This window comes from Streptomyces sp. NPDC048255 (assembly GCF_040652415.1).
Lineage (GTDB): Bacteria > Actinomycetota > Actinomycetes > Streptomycetales > Streptomycetaceae > Streptomyces.
This window is the reverse complement of sequence record NZ_JBEZMA010000093.1, coordinates 1-19,013: the sequence shown is the minus strand read 5'-3', so window position 1 is coordinate 19,013 and position 19,013 is coordinate 1. Positions and strand designations below refer to the sequence as shown.

Below are 19,013 nucleotides of genomic sequence, written 5' to 3'. Positions count from 1 at the left end.
ACATTCACTTGCTCACTCCTTACTCGGGGTTGTGTGTGGGGTTTACAGCCGTGGGGTGTGCGTCTGCGGGGGCGGCCCCCCCAGCGCTGCGCGCTGGGGAAGCGACCGGCCTCGCTGCGCTCGCCCGAGGGAACCGCCTCGCTCCGCTCGGCGGACGTAAGCGCTCCGCGCTTAGGGAAGACGGGCCTCGCTCCGCTCAGCCGAAAGCCCCGCCTCGCCCCGCTCGGCGCGCCCAGGCGCTGCGCGCCTGGCAGCGACCGGCCTCGCTCCGCTCAGCCGAGGGAACCGCCTCGCTCCGCTCGGCGGACCTAAGCGCTCCGCGCTTAGGGAAGACGAGCCTCGCTGCGCTCGGCCAAGGGCCTGCCTCGCTCCGCTCAGCAGGCAGGAGGCTCCGCTTCGCGGAGCCTCCGAACAGGGGAGTGCCCGGCTCGCTTCGCTCGCTGGGATTCGGCTCCGCTGCGCTCCGCCGGAGTTCGAGCCTCGCTGTGCTCGGGAGACACGGAGCTTTACCTTGCTTCGCGCCGAAGTAGGTCTTGCTTCATTTTGGCCAAGTGTTTTGAACGGGCCGGCGAGCTTGTAACTGAGAGTGTGCGGAGCTGGTTTGAGCGTGCGTCGGGCGTTTTGGTTTTCTTATCGGCTTTTTTGCGGTTTGGTGCACCGGACTTGGTCCTTTGAGTGAAGGGAAAGGACCAGATGGAGGCGGAGTGTGATCGAGGAGTCCGGCTGTCACTTGAGGCAGGGTTCGGAGGTGCTCAAGGAGTGATTCAAAGCCGGCAGTGGATAGAGACGGGAATCAGTCACCTCTGGGGTTGTTCAGGACAGAGGGAGGGGGATCCGGTACGAGGGTTCAGGCGGGTGACGTGCCGTCAGATGCAGGTCGACGGGCGGTTGTTTGGGCGTTGTTGTGAGCGGGAGATGAAGGCTCAGCTGCATATAGAGGGTACGGAGATGCGTTTGCGCAGGTCAAAGGGGGTGCGGGGGAAAAGATATGTCCCCTCAGGAGGGACATATCTCGGGGGATCTGTCCCTGGTAGGGGGACACATCGACGACAAAACGTCAGTGAGGCTGACGTAAAATGCGCTAAAACGTCGGGGATACTGACGTTTTAGCGGAGATGTGTCCCTGAACTAGGGGCGGATCGGGTGGGGTTGGTGGCGGGGGTGGGAGGGAGGGCGTGGCTGAGATATGTCCCTCCTGAGGGGACACAAGACACGCCGAACGTCAACGAGCGTGACACTTGTGTCACCCTTGTTGACATACTCTCTCCGCAGATCAACGAAGTGGAGAGCATCCTCGTGTCATCCGAGCCACAGCGCCGCCGGCCGAGTCCTGGGCGTGCGCCGCGTCCTGATCTCCCTGTTGATGACGCGATCTCGGCCTGGAGCCAGCCCCTGGCTCCGGTGAAGGATCTGGACAGTCTCGCGAGGCGGTTCCCGAGCCGGAAGCTGACGCTGGACGGCGAGCGCAAGCCGCTGGAGTTCTACGGGACGCAGAGCCAGCCGAACGCGTTCTCGATGGACAGCCTCGAGTTCTTCCTGGTCATCGCGCAGTACTTCCGTGAAGCGCTGCCGTTGAGGCTGATTCTGCTCCTCATCGCCTGTCAGCGGGCCGGGGGGCGGATCCAGCTGACGCAGGAGGAGATGGCTACCATCCTCGACGTCTCTCGGACGAAGACCTCGGAAGCGCTCCACACGGTGATGTCCCATGGGATCGTCTTCAAGGTGCGGCGGGGTGTGTATCAGTTCAACCCGCCTTACAGTTACCGGGTAGCTGAGTTCATCCCGGGTACCGAGATGACGGGTGAGTTCGTGAAGGTGGAGCAGCACAGCACCATCTCGGAGATTCGGGGCGACACGAATCTGCCGGATCTGGTGCGCTTCCCGTCTCTGGACCACATGCGGCAGGCCATCGCGGAATTGCGGGCCGAACGGGCAAAAGAGCGCGCTGCGCGTCGGCTGAGCCGGGCGAAGCGCACGGAAGAAGGGACAGCTCAGTGAGCACCTTGCGATTCGCTGCGGTCAACGCCGATGGGCTTCTCTCAGACCTCGACCTCCCGCCGGCGGCCTATCGGGTGCTGCTGAAGCTGCGTTCGTTGAGTGAGCCGGGCGGACGGATCCTCATCGACCAGGCCACGGTCGGCGGGCTGCTGGATCTGAGCCGGCCGAGCGTGAACGCCGCGCTGCGGAGCCTGGAGCTCGCCAAGGCGGTGCGGAAGGTCCGCAACGGGGTGTACCAGATCAACCCCATGCTGGCCGGGTACAACTCCTTCGAGGACGCGGTGGCCGCGGTCAACGAGATGCCCGCGGAGGAGCGGCTGGACGCGCGGGGCTATGTGGCCAGCTACCACCAGGCCGTGGCGGCGTACCAGGACCAGCTGGCCGAGCAGCGCAAGAAGCGGGCCGCGCAGGCGGCCGCGAAGAAGGCCGCGGAGTCGAAGCGGCGCAGGACGCTGCACGCGGTGGGATAGCAACGCGTGCGAGAAGGGCTTCTGAGGGGTGCTCAGGGGCTTGGTGGGGCCCCGGGGTATCCCGGGGCCTTTTGTGCGGTGCGGGGCCGTTGAGGGGCCCTCTGGGGCAGCTTGCTGTGGGTGGTCGTGGGCCCTCGTGTTGCGGCACCTGGCCGATCGGTGTGACTCCGGTGCGCGGAGGGTCCTCAGCCGCCGGACTCCTGCGTCAGGAGCAGCTTCTTCTGCGGCTTGCCCATGGCGTTGCGGGGGACGGCCTTGACGAAGCGGACCTCCCGGGGGCGTTTGTGGACCGAGAGGCGGGTGGCGACGAACTCGGTGAGCTCCTCGCCGGTGACGCCCTCGGCGACGACGAACGCCACGATCCGCTGGCCCAGGTCGGCGTCGGGGACGCCGACCACCGCGGCCTCGGTGACCCTCGGGTGGTCGAGGAGGGCGTTCTCGATTTCGCCCGCGCCGATCCGGTAGCCGCCCGACTTGATGAGGTCGATGGAGGCGCGGCCCACGATGCGGTGGACGCCGTCGGCCTCGTCGACGGCCGCGATGTCGCCCGTGCGGAACCAGCCGTCCTCGGTGTACGAGGCGGCGGTGGCTTCCGGCCGGCCGAGGTATCCGGCGAACAGGGTGGGCCCGGTCAGCTGGAGCTCGCCGATCTCGGCGCCCGGTTCGGCGGCGATCCGGGTACGGATGCCGGGGAGCGGGGTGCCGACCGTACCGGGGCGGACCTCGGCGCCGGCCCGGCCGCTGACGGTGATCAGGGTCTCGGTCATGCCGTACCGCTCGACCGGGCGGTGGCCGGTGAGCCGTTCCAGGTCGCGGAAGACGGGGGCGGGCAGCGCCGCGCTGCCGGAGACCAGCAGGCGGGCGCCCGTGAGCGCGGCGGCGGCCTGGGGGGCGCCGGCGATGCGGGACCAGACGGTGGGCACGCCGAAGTAGAGGCTGCCGCGGGCCTCGGCGTAGGCCTCGGGGGTGGGGCGGCCTGTGTGGACCAGGCGGCTGCCGGTGCGCAGGGCGCCGAGGACGCCGAGGACGAGCCCGTGGACGTGGAAGAGGGGCAGGCCGTGCACGAGGGTGTCCTCGGCGCTCCACTGCCAGGCTTCGGCGAGGGCGTCCAGGTCGGCGGCGAGGGCCGCGGCGGTCAGGACGACGCCCTTGGGGGCGCCGGTGGTGCCGGAGGTGTACAGGATCAGGGCGGGGTCCTCGGGCGCGGGCGCGGGCCCGGTCCAGTCGGAGCGCCGGGCGAAGTCCACGTCGAGGGGGCGGGCGCCCGAGTCGCGCAGGATGTGCTCGCGCTCGGCGCTTCCCGCGTCGGGCGGCAGCGGTACGAGGGGCACCCCGGCCAGGAGCGCGCCCACGGCGGCGGCGACGGTCTCCAGGGAGGCGGTCGCGGTCACGGCGAAGGCGGGGGCTCCGGCCACGTCGGCGGCCACGGCCCGGGCCGCGCCGAGCAGTTCCTCGTACGAGGCGGACCGGCCCGCAATGGTGACCGCGTCCTTCCGGTCCCCGTACAGCCCGTCCAGTGCAGTGAGCACGCGGCATTCTCCCTCTCCGTGGTGGGAGCCCAGGCTACGACGCGGCCGCGGCCGCGGGCCGGTGGCGGGGGCGGCGATCCCGTCCCGGCGACGACGTCACCGTCCACACCTCCGGCACCACCGCCGGGGGTGAATCCGTACCGCGGTCCGGCAGGCCCGACCCGCTGCGGGTGTCCGCTCCCGCCGACTTCGTCGAGGCGCTCGACGCAGGGGACATCCGGGCCGGGAAGGTCTCGCTGCGCAAGCCGGGGGCGGCCGGCGGCGGCCGCCTGCGACGGAGCACCGTCAGCGACATGCTGAACGGCCCGAGGGTCACCGGCCTCCCCGGGGCCGCCGCCCCGTAGAGCCGCCGTACGGACGGTGCCCCCGGACCGGAGTCCGGGGGCACCGTGTTTGCGACGCGGGGTCCTGGACGGGGGGTCCTAGATGACGCCCTGGGCGAGCATGGCGTCGGCGACGCGCTCGAAGCCCGCGATGTTGGCTCCGGTGACGTAGTCGCCCGGGGCGCCGTAGCGGACGGCGGTCTCGGAGGTGACCGTGTGGATCGAGCGCATGATGGCGGCCAGTTCCTCCTCCACGCGGGCGGCCGGCCAGGCGGAGCGGCCCGCGTTCTGGGCCATCTCCAGGGCGCTGACGGCGACCCCGCCCGCGTTGGCGGCCTTGCCGGGGCCGAAGGCGACGCCGGCCTCCTGGAGGATGCGGACGGCGGCGGGGGTGGTGGGCATGTTGGCGCCCTCGGAGACCGCCTTGACGCCGTTCTGGACGAGGGTCCGGGCGTCGGCCTCGTCGAGTTCGTTCTGGGTGGCCGAGGGGAACGCGACGTCGGCGGGAACCTCCCAGACGCGGCCGCCGCGGACGAAGCGGGCCGAGGCGCCGCGGCGCTGGGCGTACTCGGACACCCGGCCGCGTTCGGCCTCCTTGATCTGGCGGAGCAGCGCGAGGTCGATGCCCTTGTCGTCGACCACGTAGCCCTCGGAGTCCGAGGCCGTCAGCGGATTGGCGCCGAGCTGCTGGAGCTTCTCGATGGTGTGCAGGGCGACGTTGCCGGAGCCGGACACGACGGCGGTCAGGCCGTCCAGGGCGCCGCCGCGGGCCGCGAGCATCTCGGCGGCGAACAGGACGCTGCCGTAGCCGGTGGCCTCGGGGCGGATGGCGGAGCCGCCCCAGCCCTGGCCCTTGCCGGTGAGGACTCCGGCCTCCCAGCGGTTGGTGATGCGCCGGTACTGCCCGAAGAGGTAGCCGATCTCGCGGCCGCCGACGCCGATGTCGCCGGCCGGGACGTCGGTGTGCTCGCCGATGTGCCGGTGGAGTTCCGTCATGAAGGACTGGCAGAACCGCATGACCTCGGAGTCCGAGCGGCCGCGCGGGTCGAAGTCGCTGCCGCCCTTGCCGCCGCCGATGCCGAGGCCGGTCAGCGCGTTCTTGAAGATCTGCTCGAAGCCGAGGAACTTCACCACGCCGATGTTCACCGACGGGTGGAAGCGCAGGCCGCCCTTGTACGGGCCGAGGGCGCTGTTGAACTCGACGCGGTACCCGCGGTTGACGTGGACCCGGCCGTGGTCGTCCTGCCACGGGACCCGGAAGATGATCTGGCGTTCCGGCTCCACGAGCCGTTCCACGAGCCCCGCCTCGGCGTACTCGGGCCGTGCGGCGAAGACGGGGGCCAGGGTCTCCAGGACCTCCCGTACCGCCTGGTGGAACTCCGGCTGGGCGGGGTTGCGGCGCTCGATGTCGGCGCGCAGGGCGTCCAGCCCGTCCTTCGGGGCCGTCTGGTCCTTCACGGTCTGTTCCTCCTGGGGGGTGGGTCCGGTACCGGGGGGCCGACGGCCCGGAGGGTCCGGATCGCAGCAACTGTCGCGGGCGGGGCTCAAGACACCATGGAAGTGGGGTGGAATGCCTCCGGGACGGCACGGTACCGGGGTGCTTATGATCGACGCGCCCGACCGCGCACCAGCAGGGGGAAACCGGCATGGAAACGGCACGGCTCGCGTCGCTCGTCGCGGCGACCCTCACGATGGCCCTGATGAGCGGCCTCTTCTACGCCTTCTCCGTCGCCGTGATGCCCGGCCTCGGGCGGAGCGGCGACCGCACGGTCATCGAGGCGATGCAGCGCATCAACGTGGCCATCCTCAACGGCTGGTTCATGCTCGGCTACATCGGCGCCCTCCTGTTCACCGGGCTGGCGCTGGCCCTGCACATCCCCTCCGGCGGGGGCGGGGCGCTCTGGCCGCTGGTCGGCGCGTTCGTCTGCTACGTCCTGGTGATGGCTCTCACCGCCCGGGTGAACATCCCGCTGAACAACGCCCTGGAGAAGGCCGGACCGCCCGAGCGGATCGCCGATCCGGCTGCCGTCCGCCGGGCGTTCGAGGGCCCGTGGGTACGCGCCAACGTGTGGCGTGCGGTCCTGTGCACGGTTGCCGTGGGGTTCCTGGCGTGGGCGCTGGTCCTGCACGGCCAGAGCCGGTAGGGGCCGCGCACTTCGGGGGGAGGCGCCGCCGTTAGGGTGCGTGGATGAGCAGTTCGTCACCGCGCCTGGAGCCGGTCACCGCCGACAACTTCGACGCCGTGTGCGCGGTACGGGTCCACCCCCGTCAGGAGCACCTCGTCTCGCCCGTCGTGAAGTCGCTCGCCGAGGCGTACGTCCACGGGGAGGCCGCCTGGCCGCGGGCTATCGTCGACGGCGACGAGGTCGTCGGCTTCGTCATGGCCTTCCTCGACATCGCCTGGAACCCGGCCGGGGACCCCTCGGACATCCGCTCCGGCATCTGGCGGCTGAACGTCGCCGCCGGCAAGCAGGGCAAGGGCTACGGCCGTTTCGCCGTCGGGGCCGTCACGGAGGAGCTCCGCCGGCGGGGGGCCGGGCGGGCGCACGTCACCTGGGAACCGGGCGAGGACAGCCCCGAACCCTTCTACCTGGGGCTGGGCTTCCGCCTCACGGGCGAGTCCAGCGGCGGGCAGACGGTCGGTGTACTGGACCTGGGCTGATCGTGGTCCTGAGTTGAGACCCGGGCCGGGCTGACACCCGTTCAGGACGGGTCAGGGGGTCGGGAGGACGACCGTACGCGGTGCGCCGGACGGGGCGGGCGCGGTGGCGGCGGCCGGGGCGGTGCGGAACTCGCGGGGGCTGACGCCGCGCACCCGCTTGAAGGCGGTGGAGAGGGCGAACGCGCTGCTGTAGCCCACGCGGCGGGCCACCGTCGCGACCGTGGCGTCCGGTTCGCGCAGCAGGTCGGCGGCCAGCGCCAGCCGCCAGCCCGTCAGGTACGCCACCGGCGGCTCCCCCACGATCTCGGTGAAGCGGCGGGCCAGTGAGGCGCGGGAGACCCCGACCTTCAGGGCCAGTTCCTCCACCGTCCAGCCGTGGGCCGGGCTCTCGTGCAGCAGGCGCAGGGCCGGGCCCACCACCGGGTCGGCCTGGGCGCGGTACCAGGCGGGGGCGCCGGTGCCGGGTGCGGCCAGCCAGCTGCGCAGCACCCCGATGAGCAGCAGGTCCAGCAGCCGGTCCAGGACGATCTCCTGGCCGGGCTCGTCCTTGCCGATCTCCTCCGAGAGCATCCGGACCAGGGTGGTGTCGGAGGAGGCCGGGCGGCGGCGTACCAGGACCGAGGGGAGCACGCCGAGCAGCCGCCGGCCGATCTCGCTCGGTGCCTGGTAGGTGCCGCTCAGCATCACGGCGGAGTGCTCGTCCTGGAACGCGGAGCCCCAGGTGCGCACGCCCAGGTCCATGGAGCCGGTGATGTCCTCGCCCGCCTGTGTGCTGCACCGCTGGTCGGCGTCGACCGTGATCTGCACAGGGGTGTCCGGGGAGTCCGCGACCGTGTACGGCGCGGGGCCCCGTACGACGGCGACGTCGCCCGGGCCGACCAGGACGGGCGCGCCTTCGTCGGGCAGCAGCCACGCGGAGCCGCGCACCATCGTCACCAGCGACAGCGGGGCCCGGTCCTCGACCCGCAGGGACCAGGGCGGGTTGAAGACGGACTTGAGCAGGAAGGCGCCCCGGGCCTGGGGGCCTTCGAGGAGGCCGGTCAGCGTGTCCATGCGTACATCCTCCCCGTCCTCCCCCGAGGCAGTCAGACGTTCCAGACGCCGGTCGCCGCCGCTTCGCGGGCGAAGTCGGCGAAGTCCCGCGGCGCGCGGCCCAGGACCTCCTCGACCCCGTGGGCCAGGTGGGCGTTGCGTCCGTCGAGGATCAGGGTGAACAGGTCGGCGAAGTCCTCCGGCAGGCCGTGTTCACGCAGCACCGCGCGGTAGGTCTCGCCCGAGACGGGGGCGTACGTGATCTCGCGCCCGGTGGCCTTCGACAGCTCGGCGGCGACGTCGTGGAAGCTGAGGAGGCGGGGGCCGGTCAGCTCGTAGGTCCGGCCGATGTGCCGGTCGTCGGTGAGCGCCGCCACCACCACGTCGGCGATGTCCCCGGCGTCGACGAAGGGCTCCACGGCGTCGGCGGTCGGCAGGGCGAACTCGCCGGCCAGGACCGGATCCAGGAAGAAGCTCTCGTCGAAGTTCTGGTTGAACCAGGCGGCGCGGACGACGGTCCAGTCGGCGCCTGAGGCCTTCAGCTTCTCCTCGGCGCGCTGCGCCGCCTCCTCGCCGCGGCCGGAGAGCAGGACCAGGCGGCGCGCTCCGGCGGCCACGGCCGCCTCGGAGAACGCGCCGACCTGCTCCGCGGCTCCGGGGAAGGCGAGGTCGGGGTAGTAGGTGACGTAGACCCGGTCGATGCCCTCCAGGGCCGGTCCCCAGGTGTCGGGCCGGTTCCAGTCGAAGGGCGGTTCGCCGGAGCGGGATCCGACCCTGACCGGGAGGCCCCGGGCGGCGAGCGTCTCGGCGACGCGGCGGCCGGTCTTGCCGTTGCCGCCGATGACGAGGGTGGTGGCGGAGGCCGTCGGGTCCGTCGAGTCCGTGGTCTGCGCGCTGTGGGTGGGCTGCGTGTGCTGCGTCTTCTGTGTCATGGGTTCAGTGAAATCCACTGCCGCGAGACGGGCCATAGCCGCAAAGCTCAGTCGCATACGCGTGCGTCTCAGGGACAGCCGTTCACTTCCCGCTGTCCTCGGCGAGGGTGTGGGCGACGAGGGCGTTGGCATGGCCGTGGCCCAGTGCGTGCTCCGTCTTGAGCCAGGAGACGAGGTCCATGTGCCGGGTCAGGGGCGAGGAGCGGATGAGGTCCTTCCAGTGCGCCACCGGGAGGCCGTACTTCTTCTCGATCGAGGGGAAGTAGGAGGCCGGGCCCTTCGGGGTTTCGGTCATGTGGGGGTTCCCGTCTGTGGGTGGGGGTGTGGTTGGGTGCCGGGGTTGGTCATCGGCCTGCGGTCGGGCGGTAGGTGCAGACGTGCACGCCCGTCTTGCTGGTGACCGTGGAGACCAGCTCGAGCGTGCGCAGGGTGCCGCCGTCGGGGAAGATCGTCTTACCGCCGCCGAGGAGCACCGGCATGATCATGAGCCGGAGCTCGTCGACCAGGCCCTCTTGCAGGAGGGTGCGGACGAGGGTGGGGCTGCCCATGACCGACAGGTCGCCGCCGTCGCTCTCGCGCAGTTCCCGGATGAGGTCGACGGCCTTGTCGCCGGGGATGAGCGTGCTGTTGTTCCAGGTCAGGTCGGCGTCGCCGAGCGTCCGGGACACGACGTACTTGGGGAGGGCGTTCATCTGGTCGGCGAACGGGTCGCCGGCCCGCTCGGGCCACGCCGCGGCCATGGTCTGCCAGGTGCGGCGGCCGAACAGCAGCGCCCCGGTGCTGCTCATCGCTTCGGTGAAGGCGGCGCCCATCGTCTCCGGGTCGAAGAACGGGTGGCTCCATCCGCCGTGCGCGAAGCCGCCGTCGGTGTCCTCGCCGGGACCGCCCGGGGCCTGTACGACGCCGTCCAGGCTGATGAACTCACTGATGACGATCCGCATGGGAACGGCTCCTCTTCCTCGCTCTGTATCCGCTGTCAGGAGTAGAGACCGCCGCACTGCAGGGAACTCATCGGTCGCGCCGGAAAAAACTTGGACGGTCTTCGGGCAGGCGATCTCCACCCCTCAACCGAGGCCGAGGTCAAGCAATGTGATCACATGTCGGTATGACGAGGACGCTCTACCTGTTCTGCTCCGCCGCCCCGCCCGTGTTCGACGTGGCCCACGTGATCGAGGACGCCCGGGCCCGGGGCTGGGACGTATGCCTGGGTCTGACGCCGACGGCGGCCCACTGGCTGGCCGGGAGCCTCGACGGGCTGGCGGTGCTGACCGGCCACGCGGTGCGGTGGCAGTACAAACTGCCCGGGGAGCCCGACATATGGCCGGCGGCCGATGCGCTGCTGTTCGCTCCGGCCACCTTCAACTCCATCAACTCCTGGGCGCTCGGGCTCACCGACCGGTTCGCGGTCGGGGTCGCCGCCGAGGCGCTCGGCAAGGGCACCCCGGTGGTGGCCGTGCCCTGCCTGAACTCGGCGCTCGCCGCGCACCCGCAGTTCGACCAGTCGCTGGCCGTCCTGCGGGGGGCCGGGGTGAGGGTGCTGCACGGTGAGGGCGGCTTCATTCCGGGGCCGGCGGGTCCCGACTCGCCTGACTACTTCCCGTGGCAGGCGGCGCTGGATGCGGTGGACCGGGGGCGGACGGTTCTTGCGTAGGGCCCGTCGGGCGGTCGGCTGGAGGAGCGGGGGAACGTTAACGCCGTTAACGGTCTCCACCGTTAACGGCGTTAACGGTCGGGGGCGTCGGCGGGCGAGCGTTAACGGCGTCAACGGTCAGGGCCGCTTCCTCCGGGCACCGTTAACGGCGTTAACGCCGTTAACGCCCCCCAGTGGGAAAGAGGCTCCCGCAGACGGTCACACTTCCGGTCGCCCATCCGTCAGTGCGGTGTAACCACCTAACCGAGGAGCTCACCGTGACCGCACGTATGGGAAACCCCGCCGTCGTCGTCCCCGGCGCGATGGACGCGCTGCAGGCGGCCCACAAGGCCGTCTCCGGTACCGGCATCAGCGAGCGCACCCTGGAGCTCGTGTCGATCCGGGCCAGCCAGATCAACGGGTGCGGTGTCTGCCTGGACATGCACCACAAGATCGCGAAGAAGCACGGCGAGACCGACGACCGCATCCACGTCCTCGCCGGCTGGCGCGACACCAGCTACTTCTCGGACGCCGAGCGCGCCGCACTCGCGATCGCCGAGTCCGTGACCCGTCTCGCGGACCGCACCGACGCCGTCCCGGACGCGGTCTACGACGAGGCGGCCAAGCACTACGACGAGGCGCAGCTCGGGGCGCTCATCCTCCACGTCGGCCTGATCAACGTCTGGAACCGCATCAACATCGCCACGCACCAGCTGGCTGGCGGCGCCTGGGCCTGACCCGGCCGGACTCCGGACGCGGACCCGGACCGGGTCCGCGCCGGCCCACCCACCCGTTAACGGCGTTAACGCCGTTAACGGCGTAACGCCGACACACCCTTCGTACCGCCCCGCTCTGCCCCCGTCCCGGACCGCGTCCTCCCCCGTCCTGGAGGGGCCCGTCGTCATGTCCGGCGCCGTTGACGCCGTTAACGGCGTTAACGGCGTTAACGCCGCGGACCGTTAACGGCGTTAACGCCCTCGCGCCGTGGTCTGCCGTAAAGCGACAGCACAAAACGTCACAAGACCCCGCGAATGCCCGTTGCTTCCGCTGAAAAAGTACTTGCCGACTGGTTTTCTTTGCCGCCGTCCCACTAGATTGCTCTTCGAGCGAGCCTCCAGCAGACACCGTCGCGTCCTGCTCGCCGAGCACAGGAGACAGGTACGTGGCGAGGGCCAGGCAGGAACGGGCCGAGATCACCCGGCAGGCGATCCTCGACGGCGCGGCCGTCGCCTTCGACGCCTGCGGCTTCGAAGGCACCAGCCTGAGCGACGTGGTCAAGCACGCCGGAGTCACCAAGGGCGCCCTGTACTTCCACTTCCAGTCGAAGGAAGCCCTCGCCCGCACCCTGATGGACGAGCAGTTCCAGGTCGCCGAGGGCGTGCCCGCCATCGCGGACCCGGGCCTCCAGACCGTCATCGACCTCACCCATCAGATGGCGTACGGGCTGCGCACCAACGTCCGCATCCGCGCCGGGATACGGCTGGTCATCGAGTTCGGCTCCTTCACCCACCCGGACCCGGCCCCGTACAACACCTGGATCGACACCTGCATCGGCTGTCTGGTCCCGGCCCAGGAGCGCGGCGACGTACGGTCCTCGCTCGACGTGCACGACCTCGCGACGCTGCTCGTGGGCTCGTTCACCGGGATCCAGGTCGCCTCGCACGTGCGTACCGGCCGCGAGGACCTGCACAGCCGGGTCATCGACCTGTGGAGCTTCCTCCTCCCGGGGATCGTGCCCGCCGACCGCATCCCGCACTTCGACCTGGCCGGCTCGCCCGCCTGCCGGGCCGGGTTCGCTCTGCCGGCCCCGGACTCCCCCGGAGTCACGGCCGGCTGACACCGCTTCCAGGGCGGCCTCGCACACGCCGTGGTGAACCACGGGGGTGCTCGCTACGGCGTGTGCGAGGCCGCCCTGTTGCGTACCCGGGACCCTGTGGCCGTCTCGGCTTCCGCCTGGATCCGCCTCGGCTTCCGGCCTCGGATCCGTGCCGCGCCACATTTCGTTAGCAAAACTCAAGCGTGGCGGTCACCTGAGGCCTGGAACGTTAGTAAAGTCCCTCTCATGACTTCGCCCTCGTCCCAGAGCGACCGAGAGAAGGTCGTCTCCAAGCTCCCCCCGTGGCTGCGCCAGGAGTTGAAGATCCGCACCGCTCAACTGCGGGTGGACATCCAGGACGCCGTCCACCAGGGCATCGCCCACTGGAGCGCGCTCGCCTCCGCCCCCTCCCCCGTCGACACCTCGGGAGCCGAGTCCTTCTCCACCTGGCTGCCCGCCGGCCAGTGGGACTCCTTCCGCGCCGGGTCCAAGGACCGCGGGGTCTCCCTGATCCAGGGACTGGCCCAAGCGGTGCGGCTCTGGCTGGAGATGAACCCGGCCCCCACCGTCCGGCGGCCCGCCGTCGTACGCCGCATCGTCGTGTGCAACCAGAAGGGCGGGGTCGGCAAGACCGCGATCACCGCGGGGACCGGAGAGGCGCTGGCCGAGGACCCGTCGAGCCTGCACCCGGTGCGCGTCGCCCGGCAGCTCGCCCGCCTCACGGGCACCGAGGACGAGGGCCGGCAGCCGGACCCGGCGGCCGCCTCCCTCGACCTGGAGGACCTGCCCGGTCTCGGCATGCGGGTCCTGCTCGTCGACTTCGACCCGCAGGGCCATCTGACCAAGCAGCTGGGCCAGCAGCCGCTGCCCATCGGCGGCGACAGCCTCACCTGCCACATGGCGGGCGAGGCCAAGGGCCCCCTCGCCGACCTGATCGTCCCCGTCCCGGACGAGCGGTTCGGCGACCGGCTGCACCTGCTGCCCGCCTGCACGGACGCCTTCCTCCTCGACGTCCGCCTCTCCACCGTCCGGGCCCGCGAGGCCGCCCTCGAACGGGCCCTCTCCCCCGTCGAGTCCGACTACGACGTCATCCTCGTCGACTGCCCCCCGAGCCTCGGCCTCAGCATGGACGCGGCCATCTACTACGGACGCCGCCGCGACGCCGAACAGCCCGGCGCTTCCGGCGCGCTGATCGTCGTACAGGCGGAGGACTCGTCGGCCGACGCGTACGACCTGCTCACCTCCCAGATCAACGACCTGCGCGACGACCTCAGCCTGGACATCGACTACCTCGGGCTGGTCGTCAACCTCTACGACGGCCGGCGCGGCTACATCGCGACCTCCTCCCTCCAGGCCTGGATGGACATAAAGGATCCGCGGGTGGTGGCCGTCGTACCCGACCTCAAGGAACAGCGCGAAGCGGTGCGGGTGAAGCAGCCGCTGTTCGTCTACGCGCCCAAGGGCGACCAGGCGGTCGCGCTGCGCGCCCTCGCAAGGGAGATCTCATGAGCAAGGCCGACAAACTCGGGGTCTCGGCGTCGTTCGCCCGGGCCCAGCCGGCCGGTGTCAGCTCCCGCCGCGCGGCGATCGCCGAGGCGACCGGCGCTCCCACGTCCGGGGTCGTCCCGCCGTCGGAGGTGCCGATCGAGGCGCTGGCGCACAACCCGTTCAACCTCCGCGAGGAGCTCACGGAGCTGGAGGAGATGGCGCAGTCCCTCACGATCCGGGGCCAGCTCCAACCGCTCGCGGTCGCCACCCGGATGGCCTTCATGGAGGCGCACCCGGGGCAGACCGACGGGCTGGGCCGGGCGCCGTACGTGGTCATCGACGGCAACCGGCGCCTGGCGGCGGCCCAGCTGGCGGGCCTGAAGTCGATGCACATCCACGTGAACGACTCCCTGGCCACGTCGGCGGCCGACATCCTGGAGTCGGCGCTGATCGCGAACGTCCACCGGGTCGACGTGGCGCCCATGGACCAGGCGCGTGCCCTCCAGGAGCTCGTGGAGGTGCACGGTTCCCAGGCCCAGGTGGCCAAGCGGCTCGGCAAGACGGCGGCCTGGGTCTCGCAGCGGCTGACCCTGCTTCAGCTCACCCCGGAACTCCAGGACAAGGTGGAGACGGGGGAGCTGAAGGTGGAACCGGCGCGGCGCATCGGGCGGCTGCCGCAGGAGGAGCAAGGGGCTGCGGCGGAGGCGACCGTTAACGCCGTTAATCCCCCGCGGCAGCGCAGCCGGGCGGGCGCGGGCGGCGGGGGGCCGACCGTTAACGGCGTTAACGGCGTTAACGCGGCGGGGGCGGCGGGGGCGGCGGGCGTTAACGGCGTTAACGGTGCCGGGGGAGCGACCGCTGACGGCGTTAACGCCGTTAACGCCGTTAACGCCTCCGGGGTCGGGGAGGCGCGGCGGATCACGATCGCGGGCGACTCACCGCAGGACATCGCGGACGCCCTGGCCGCCCAGCTGTCCCCGGACGATCTCAAGGCCGTCACCGAGCTGCTGCTGGGCCGGATCTGAGGACGGAACTCACGACGGGGGGCGTTAACGGCGTTAACGGCGTTAACGGCGTTAACGCCGACCGACGCGTCCCCACGTGCGTTTCGTGTGCGTTCAAGCGTGCGCTTCACATAGGCTGCACTCGGAGGTACCCCATATGCACGAGGAACAAGACGGCCTCTTCGCCGCGGTCGACGCCCTGCTCGAAGAGGCGGCCGCGCAGGACGCGCTGCCGCACCCCGACGAGCGCAAGCGGCTGCGCGAGGCCGCCGGGCTCAGCCAGGACCAGATCGCCAAGGCCCTGTCCGTCCGCCGGGAGACCGTCACCTCCTGGGAGACCGGCCGCACGGCTCCGCGCCCGCCGAAGCGCGCGGCCTACATCCGTCTCCTGGACGGGCTCGCCGCGCTCCACCCCGTCGGGGGCGTGGGCGGCACCGGCGGCGTCAACGGCGTTAACGGCGTTAACGCCCCCGGCGGTCCGGCCGTCGAGCCGGAGCCGGAGGCGTCTGCGGGCTCCGCGATCATTAACGGCGTTAACGGCGTTAACGCCCCCGGCGGTCCGGCCGTCGAGCCGGAGCCGGAGGCGTCTGCGGGCTCCGCGATCATTAACGGCGTTAACGGCGTTAACGCCCCCGGCGGTCCGGCCGTCGAATCGGAGCCGGAGGCGTCTGCGGGCTCCGCGATCATTAACGGCGTTAACGCCGTTAACGCCGTTAACGCCGCCCCGGCCCGGCGGCCCGCCGCGTGGAGCCGTCCCGCCGCCCTGGAAGGGAACGGCCCCCTCGCCGTCCTCGACGGCGAAGGCCGCGCCCACGCCGCCGGCGGGCTGGTCCTCGACCACCCCACCAGCGGCCTGCCCGCGCTCATCGACTGGGCGCTCGGCCCCGATGCCGACCTCCGCTCCCCGCGCCTGCACCGCAACGGCAAGGACGGCGACCCGCTCCTCGTCCTCACCCCCGAGGCCACGCATGCCCTCGGCCTGCCCCTGGTCCTCGAGGACCGCCGGGGTCTGCGCCTCCCCGACGACCACCCGGTCCTGCGCCAGCTCGCCAAGGCCAAGTGGCAGCTCACCCGGCGCGGCTTCGGCCCGTGGCCCCGTATCTACCGGCCGGCCACCCAGGGCGGCGGCCGCCAGTGCGTCCAGCTCGCGATCCTTCCCTGGGGCGCCCTCGACGCCCGCGCCTGGGGCGAGGAGACCGCCGCGCTGCCCGCACCGGAACTCGCCGAGCTGCTCACCTGCTACGCCGCCCGGGTCCTCACCCCCCGCGGCTCCACCGCCGTCTCCGGCCTGGAGCTCATGACGGCCCTGCGCCCGCCGACCCGCGCCGCCCGCAACCCCGGCACCGGTGTCTGGGAGTCCGCGCCCGTCGCCGGTTCCCTCACCCGCCCCGTCGACCCGGCGCCCCCGGAAGCCCCCGACGAGCACCCGGTGGTCGCGGCCCTGTACCCGCGCGCCCACCAGCGGACGCCGGACCAGGTCCTCGACGAGGAGGCGTACGACTGGATCCGCGACCCGGAGCTCCTCACCGACGCCGAGTGCGCCCGTACGCACGCCGTCGGCATCGACGTGAACATGGCCTTCGCCGCGGCCGCGAACCGCCTCACCGTCGGCCTCGGCCCCGCGGTCCACACCACGGCGCCCCGCTTCGACCCCAAGACCCCCGGCTGCTGGCTCGCCGACCTCTCCGGGCTGAGCCTGGACCCGCGCCTGCCCAGCCCGTTCACCCCGCACGGCAAGGCCCCCGCCGGTCCCGCCTGGTACGCGACCCCGACCCTCGCCTACGCGCAGGAGCTCGGCCACGAGGTCCGCCCGGCCGAGGCCTGGCTGCGCCCGGACAACGGCCCGTACCTCGACGCCTGGTACACCCGGCTGCGCGACGCGTACCTGGCCACGATGGCCGACCTGGGCGTGCATCCCGGGCTCGACGACGCCGAGTTCCTCGCCGCGATGCAGACCCACAAGCGGGACGACCCCGCGCGCACGGCGGTCCTGTCCGCGATCAAGTCCACCGTCAAGGGCGGCATCGGCAAGCTCCGCGAACGCCCGCAGGGCGCCGGCTACCGTCCCGGCGAGCCCTGGCCCGCCCTCGAACGCCCCACCTGGCGCCCCGACATCAGGGCCGCCGTGATCTCCACGGCCCGGGTCAACATGCACCGCAAGATGCGCAAGCTCGCCGCCGCGGGGGAGTACCCCATCGCCGTCCTCTCCGACTGCGCGGTGTACCTCTCCGACGGCCCCGGCCCGCTCGACTTCCTGCCCCGCACCCCCGAGGGCAAGCCGGTGCCGGGAGGCTTCCGCCTCGGGGTCAGCCCCGGCATGGTGAAGCACGAGGGCACCCAGCCCCTGCTGTGGGCGGTCCGGATGCTCGACGAACGCCACAATCCCGCCCGCCACATCAAGGGCCACGACGCCGCGGCCGACGGAGAGTAGCTTCCACCCATGTCCGAGATCAGCGACAGCCTCACCCGGGCCGACGAAATGAACTTCACCCGCCCCGTCCCCAAGTCGGCGGGCGCGCAGATGCGGTTCCTGGTGAAGCAGCTCAAGTCCACGAAGGCCGTCGCCGGCCTGCTGGGCATCTCCCAGCGCACGGTCGAGCGGTACGTGAAGGACCAGATCAAACAGCCCAAGCCGGCCCTCGCGGCCCGTCTGGAGGGCGAGGTCCGCCGCCGCTGGCAGCCCCTGGTGCGCAAGCGGGCCCGCGACCGGGCGGCCAGGACCACCGGCCTGGTGATCGAGACCCGCGCACGCTTCGGCTTCACGGCGGCCCCCGGCACCAGCGACGACGGCCGCATGCGCCGCATCACCCAGCACCTGCCGCCCGAGTACGCGGGGCGCCTGCTCGCCGCGCAGGACGCCGGTGCCACCGAGATCCAGCTTCAGCGGATCGCGGCTGAAGGCCTGCAAGAGGTCTACTTCAAGGACGGTGGAGCCCGCGCCCAGGGTCTGCGCGTGGAGTTCACCGACATCGACTACGTCGACTTCGCCTTCTGAGCAGCGCCCCAGGCCAGACGGGTCGCGGCGGGCGCGGGTGCCCGCACCCGCCCGCGTACGGCGGCCCGCGGCGCGGCGGCAACCCGTTCAACTGCGCGAGGCGGGCCGCAGTCGGACGGGCACCGGTCTCGGTTAGATCGGGGATGCGCAGACATCCAAGCTGAAAGAGGACTCGATGACGTACGTCGTTCACCCCGGGGACCGGCCGGAGGGTCGCCGCGGGTTCGAGATCGTGCTGTCGAACAAGATGACCGACGGCGCGGCATCGCTGGTGGAGACGCGCCAGGGTCCTGCCTGGTCGGGTCCGCCGCTGCACACGCACGCGGAGTCCACCGAGACCTACTTCGTCGTCTCCGGCAAGCTCATCGTGCAGGTGGACGACGAGGTCGTGGAGCTCGGCCCGAGCAGCATGGCGTACATCACCAGCGGCACCCGGCACACCTGGGCGACCCCGCCCGGGGAGGGCGCGCACTTCCTCACGCTGCACATGCCGGGCGGCTACGAGAACTACCACCCCACCGCGCTGCAGGCCGAGAAGGACAACGGCGGCCCGCTGACGCAGGAGGACCTGTTCAAGATCGCGGCCAAGTTCGACTGGCGGCCGTGCGGCGAGACGCCGCAGCGGCTGACGCCGGACGGCCGGCTGGTCCCCGCCTCGCAGGCCGACGACGAGGCGGCGCGGCTGCGCGCCGAGTGGCTTGAGGCCAACGGCCAGGAGGTCCGCGTGGAGGCGATCCACGAGGACGGCTTCTACGAGAAGGCCGGCCAGGGGGCCTGACCCTCCCGAGCCCGACCGCGCGTTGCGGGTGTCCTACGCGTCCGTGTGCCCAGACCCGAATTGGGGGTCTGGGCACACGCGTATGTCGGGGCGTGGCGTTAACGCCGTTAACGCCGTTAACGCCGCGGCGGTTAGGCGTGCCCCCTGCGCAGCAGCCGGCGGTACGGCCCCGCGTGCGGACAGCACACTGCCGGGACCCCCGGACGAGGCCCCGGCAGCAGAGGTGCGGTGCTCTAGGCGACGCGCTCGGCGAGGAACTCCTCCCAGGTGCGCTTGCCGACGAGGGTGCCGGTGAGGGCGAGGTTGTCGCCGGCGCGGTAGGCCTTGCCGGCCTTTCCGGGCATGCGGATGGGGAG

The 19,013-nt window shown here is 71.5% G+C and carries 19 protein-coding genes and 1 pseudogene; 13 read left to right on the top strand and 7 right to left on the bottom strand.

Annotation, left to right across the window (positions count from 1 at the left end; all coding sequences use genetic code 11):
• Nucleotides 1-1,401: 1,401 nt before the first annotated feature.
• Both AB0D94_RS36020 and AB0D94_RS36015 read left to right on the top strand, forming a co-directional pair.
• A complete protein-coding gene (locus AB0D94_RS36020; RefSeq protein WP_362061520.1) occupies nucleotides 1,402-1,998 on the top strand; it encodes a hypothetical protein in 597 nt (198 codons plus the stop codon).
• Nucleotides 1,995-2,468 carry a MarR family transcriptional regulator gene (locus AB0D94_RS36015; RefSeq protein ID WP_362061517.1) on the top strand — a complete coding sequence of 158 codons (474 nt, stop codon included), beginning with the start codon at nucleotides 1,995-1,997 and terminating at the stop codon, nucleotides 2,466-2,468. The genes AB0D94_RS36020 and AB0D94_RS36015 overlap by 4 nt, the downstream gene beginning before the upstream one ends.
• Before the next feature lie 185 nt (nucleotides 2,469-2,653).
• On the opposite strand, the gene AB0D94_RS36010 is transcribed toward AB0D94_RS36015, so the two are convergent.
• Complete coding sequence (locus AB0D94_RS36010) at nucleotides 2,654-3,997, bottom strand: AMP-binding protein (RefSeq protein WP_362061514.1); 1,344 nt, start codon at nucleotides 3,995-3,997, stop codon at nucleotides 2,654-2,656.
• A 170-nt stretch (nucleotides 3,998-4,167) separates the two neighbouring features.
• Here AB0D94_RS36010 and AB0D94_RS36005 point away from each other — a divergent pair, with 170 nt between their 5' ends.
• The gene (locus tag AB0D94_RS36005) at nucleotides 4,168-4,341 is read left to right on the top strand and encodes a hypothetical protein (protein ID WP_362061511.1); all 174 of its coding nucleotides are present in this window, start codon (nucleotides 4,168-4,170) and stop codon (nucleotides 4,339-4,341) included.
• 78 nt (nucleotides 4,342-4,419) lie between these two features.
• On the opposite strand, the gene gdhA is transcribed toward AB0D94_RS36005, so the two are convergent.
• The gene (gene gdhA, locus AB0D94_RS36000) at nucleotides 4,420-5,778 is read right to left on the bottom strand and encodes an NADP-specific glutamate dehydrogenase (RefSeq protein ID WP_362061508.1); all 1,359 of its coding nucleotides are present in this window, start codon (nucleotides 5,776-5,778) and stop codon (nucleotides 4,420-4,422) included.
• 188 nt (nucleotides 5,779-5,966) lie between these two features.
• Here gdhA and AB0D94_RS35995 point away from each other — a divergent pair, with 188 nt between their 5' ends.
• Together AB0D94_RS35995 and AB0D94_RS35990 are read left to right on the top strand one after the other, a co-directional pair.
• A complete protein-coding gene (locus tag AB0D94_RS35995) occupies nucleotides 5,967-6,464 on the top strand; it encodes an anthrone oxygenase family protein (protein ID WP_362061505.1) in 498 nt (165 codons plus the stop codon).
• Between the two features lie 44 nt (nucleotides 6,465-6,508).
• Nucleotides 6,509-6,982, top strand: a complete 474-nt coding sequence (locus AB0D94_RS35990) for a GNAT family N-acetyltransferase (RefSeq protein ID WP_362061502.1) — start codon at nucleotides 6,509-6,511, stop codon at nucleotides 6,980-6,982.
• 51 nt (nucleotides 6,983-7,033) lie between these two features.
• On the opposite strand, the gene AB0D94_RS35985 is transcribed toward AB0D94_RS35990, so the two are convergent.
• The 4 genes from AB0D94_RS35985 to AB0D94_RS35970 all read right to left on the bottom strand — a co-directional run bounded on the left by AB0D94_RS35985 (nucleotide 7,034) and on the right by AB0D94_RS35970 (nucleotide 9,887).
• The gene (locus tag AB0D94_RS35985) at nucleotides 7,034-8,035 is read right to left on the bottom strand and encodes an AraC family transcriptional regulator (protein WP_362061499.1); all 1,002 of its coding nucleotides are present in this window, start codon (nucleotides 8,033-8,035) and stop codon (nucleotides 7,034-7,036) included.
• Between the two features lie 32 nt (nucleotides 8,036-8,067).
• Nucleotides 8,068-8,946, bottom strand: a complete 879-nt coding sequence (locus AB0D94_RS35980) for an NAD(P)H-binding protein (protein WP_362061496.1) — start codon at nucleotides 8,944-8,946, stop codon at nucleotides 8,068-8,070.
• Nucleotides 8,947-9,028: 82 nt separating this feature from the next.
• Entirely contained in the window at nucleotides 9,029-9,241 is a 213-nt protein-coding gene (locus tag AB0D94_RS35975; RefSeq protein WP_362061493.1) for a DUF4287 domain-containing protein, read from the bottom strand.
• 49 nt (nucleotides 9,242-9,290) lie between these two features.
• Nucleotides 9,291-9,887 (bottom strand): dihydrofolate reductase family protein, encoded by a 597-nt coding sequence (locus AB0D94_RS35970; RefSeq protein ID WP_362061490.1) that lies wholly within the window; start codon nucleotides 9,885-9,887, stop codon nucleotides 9,291-9,293.
• Between the two features lie 164 nt (nucleotides 9,888-10,051).
• On the opposite strand from AB0D94_RS35970, the gene AB0D94_RS35965 reads away from it, so the two are divergent.
• The 8 genes from AB0D94_RS35965 (at nucleotide 10,052) to AB0D94_RS35930 (ending at nucleotide 18,657) form a co-directional block, all read left to right on the top strand.
• Nucleotides 10,052-10,597, top strand: a complete 546-nt coding sequence (locus AB0D94_RS35965; protein ID WP_362061487.1) for a flavoprotein — start codon at nucleotides 10,052-10,054, stop codon at nucleotides 10,595-10,597.
• A gap of 257 nt (nucleotides 10,598-10,854) precedes the next feature.
• Entirely contained in the window at nucleotides 10,855-11,313 is a 459-nt protein-coding gene (locus AB0D94_RS35960) for a carboxymuconolactone decarboxylase family protein (protein ID WP_362061484.1), read from the top strand.
• Between the two features lie 425 nt (nucleotides 11,314-11,738).
• Nucleotides 11,739-12,413, top strand: a complete 675-nt coding sequence (locus AB0D94_RS35955; RefSeq protein ID WP_362061481.1) for a ScbR family autoregulator-binding transcription factor — start codon at nucleotides 11,739-11,741, stop codon at nucleotides 12,411-12,413.
• 225 nt (nucleotides 12,414-12,638) lie between these two features.
• Nucleotides 12,639-13,901 carry a ParA family protein gene (locus tag AB0D94_RS35950; protein WP_362061478.1) on the top strand — a complete coding sequence of 421 codons (1,263 nt, stop codon included), beginning with the start codon at nucleotides 12,639-12,641 and terminating at the stop codon, nucleotides 13,899-13,901.
• A complete protein-coding gene (locus AB0D94_RS35945; protein WP_362061475.1) occupies nucleotides 13,898-14,905 on the top strand; it encodes a ParB/RepB/Spo0J family partition protein in 1,008 nt (335 codons plus the stop codon). The genes AB0D94_RS35950 and AB0D94_RS35945 overlap by 4 nt, the downstream gene beginning before the upstream one ends.
• Nucleotides 14,906-15,041: 136 nt before the next feature.
• A complete protein-coding gene (locus AB0D94_RS35940) occupies nucleotides 15,042-17,315 on the top strand; it encodes a helix-turn-helix transcriptional regulator (RefSeq protein ID WP_362061472.1) in 2,274 nt (757 codons plus the stop codon).
• A 9-nt stretch (nucleotides 17,316-17,324) separates the two neighbouring features.
• Nucleotides 17,325-17,879: an XRE family transcriptional regulator gene (locus AB0D94_RS35935; RefSeq protein WP_362061469.1), complete on the top strand. Its 555-nt coding sequence runs from the start codon at nucleotides 17,325-17,327 to the stop codon at nucleotides 17,877-17,879.
• Between the two features lie 175 nt (nucleotides 17,880-18,054).
• Nucleotides 18,055-18,657, top strand: coding sequence for a cupin domain-containing protein (locus tag AB0D94_RS35930; RefSeq protein ID WP_266941084.1), 603 nt, complete (start codon nucleotides 18,055-18,057; stop codon nucleotides 18,655-18,657).
• A gap of 233 nt (nucleotides 18,658-18,890) precedes the next feature.
• On the opposite strand, the pseudogene AB0D94_RS35925 reads toward AB0D94_RS35930, so the two are convergent.
• A pseudogene (locus AB0D94_RS35925) lies at nucleotides 18,891-19,013 on the bottom strand (NAD-dependent epimerase/dehydratase family protein); the annotation flags it as partial.

Excerpts from the sequence above, each read along its gene's own strand:
- AB0D94_RS35995 (WP_362061505.1), top strand. The coding sequence starts at position 5,967 with ATGGAAACGGCACGGCTCGCGTCGCTCGTCGCGGCGACCCTCACGATG.
- AB0D94_RS35990 (WP_362061502.1), top strand. The coding sequence starts at position 6,509 with ATGAGCAGTTCGTCACCGCGCCTGGAGCCGGTCACCGCCGACAACTTC.
- AB0D94_RS35985 (WP_362061499.1), bottom strand. The coding sequence starts at position 8,035 with ATGGACACGCTGACCGGCCTCCTCGAAGGCCCCCAGGCCCGGGGCGCC.
- AB0D94_RS35980 (WP_362061496.1), bottom strand. The coding sequence starts at position 8,946 with ATGACACAGAAGACGCAGCACACGCAGCCCACCCACAGCGCGCAGACC.
- AB0D94_RS35975 (WP_362061493.1), bottom strand. The coding sequence starts at position 9,241 with ATGACCGAAACCCCGAAGGGCCCGGCCTCCTACTTCCCCTCGATCGAG.
- AB0D94_RS35970 (WP_362061490.1), bottom strand. The coding sequence starts at position 9,887 with ATGCGGATCGTCATCAGTGAGTTCATCAGCCTGGACGGCGTCGTACAG.
- AB0D94_RS35965 (WP_362061487.1), top strand. The coding sequence starts at position 10,052 with ATGACGAGGACGCTCTACCTGTTCTGCTCCGCCGCCCCGCCCGTGTTC.
- AB0D94_RS35950 (WP_362061478.1), top strand. The coding sequence starts at position 12,639 with ATGACTTCGCCCTCGTCCCAGAGCGACCGAGAGAAGGTCGTCTCCAAG.
- AB0D94_RS35945 (WP_362061475.1), top strand. The coding sequence starts at position 13,898 with ATGAGCAAGGCCGACAAACTCGGGGTCTCGGCGTCGTTCGCCCGGGCC.
- AB0D94_RS35940 (WP_362061472.1), top strand. The coding sequence starts at position 15,042 with ATGCACGAGGAACAAGACGGCCTCTTCGCCGCGGTCGACGCCCTGCTC.
- AB0D94_RS35935 (WP_362061469.1), top strand. The coding sequence starts at position 17,325 with ATGTCCGAGATCAGCGACAGCCTCACCCGGGCCGACGAAATGAACTTC.
- AB0D94_RS35930 (WP_266941084.1), top strand. The coding sequence starts at position 18,055 with ATGACGTACGTCGTTCACCCCGGGGACCGGCCGGAGGGTCGCCGCGGG.